This window comes from Saccharothrix sp. NRRL B-16348, assembly GCF_001280085.1.
In the GTDB taxonomy this organism is placed as follows: domain Bacteria; phylum Actinomycetota; class Actinomycetes; order Mycobacteriales; family Pseudonocardiaceae; genus Actinosynnema.
Genome location: NZ_LGED01000072.1, coordinates 1 through 900, shown reverse-complemented (window position 1 = coordinate 900; position 900 = coordinate 1). Strand labels below are relative to the sequence as shown.

The 900-nt window shown below is 68.0% G+C and carries 2 protein-coding genes; both read right to left on the bottom strand.

The features are described 5' to 3' along the window. Positions 1 to 462 (bottom strand): helix-turn-helix domain-containing protein (locus ADK67_RS09790; protein ID WP_157620056.1); only part of this gene is annotated, 462 nt, incomplete at its 3' end. Continuing rightward, complete coding sequence (locus ADK67_RS09785; protein WP_157620054.1) at positions 459 to 809, bottom strand: Scr1 family TA system antitoxin-like transcriptional regulator; 351 nt, start codon at positions 807 to 809, stop codon at positions 459 to 461. The genes ADK67_RS09785 and ADK67_RS09790, both read right to left, overlap by 4 nt. Positions 810 to 900: the final 91 nt, after the last annotated feature.

Genomic DNA, 900 nt, shown 5'->3' with positions numbered 1-900 from the left:
GCGGGTGGGTTTGTCGGCGCCGAGTCGGCCGGTCAGGACGCCGATCTCCCAGGGGCTGGTGCCTCGGCTGCCGGTCTCGAGTTTGCTGAGTTTGCCCAGGGACCATCCGAGTGCTGCGGCGGTGTCCGCGGACGATTTCCGTGCGCGGTGGCGGATCCGGCGCAGTTCCTCGCCGAGTTCGCGGCTGCGTGCGGTGGTCATCCTCGGCGTGGTGGTCTGTTCGTCGGTCTCCATCGACTTCTCCTGTGGGCTGGGCGGCGTGGTAGGGGTCACCGCGGAGGCGAGGGCCAGGCGGCCGGACAACAGGCGGGCGTCGTCGTTGTCGATCTGGTCACCCGCGGGACGTGCGTTTACTGATGGCACGGTGTCGCCCAGGATGTGGTCGGCTGCCGTCGCCTGGGCGCGGTCGAGGGTCGACGGGTCCCGGTCGTGACGCTCGTACGGGGTGTCGGCGGTGGTCATCGTCGTCGCGTGGTGTCGGCGAGCTGGTCGAGTTGTTCGAAGAGGGTGTATGTCGCGAGCAGGTGGTCGGGTTCTTCGGTGAAGTGGGCGGCGTGCGGGTAGGCGTAGTGGACGACTGCGGGGCCGTCGTTCAGGGTGAAGCGGGTCGGTGGGTGGTGTTCTAGGCCGGGGAAGTAGCCCGCGTTGTGTGGGATCGTGCGGAGGGTGATGTCGGTGCGGTCGATCGTGGTGCTTTCGAGCACGTAGGCGGTGCAGCGGTCGGCGCCGAGCGGTGTGAGGGCTGGGTTGATGCCCATGGGCGCGTAGATGTCGATCCGTTCGGAGACGCGGCACAGGATGGTGATCATGCTGGTGGCGAAGGTGCCCCATCGGCACCACAGCGTCGGTTCGGATGCCGCTGCGTCGGTGGTGCCTTCTTCCAGTCGTCGTACGGTGTCG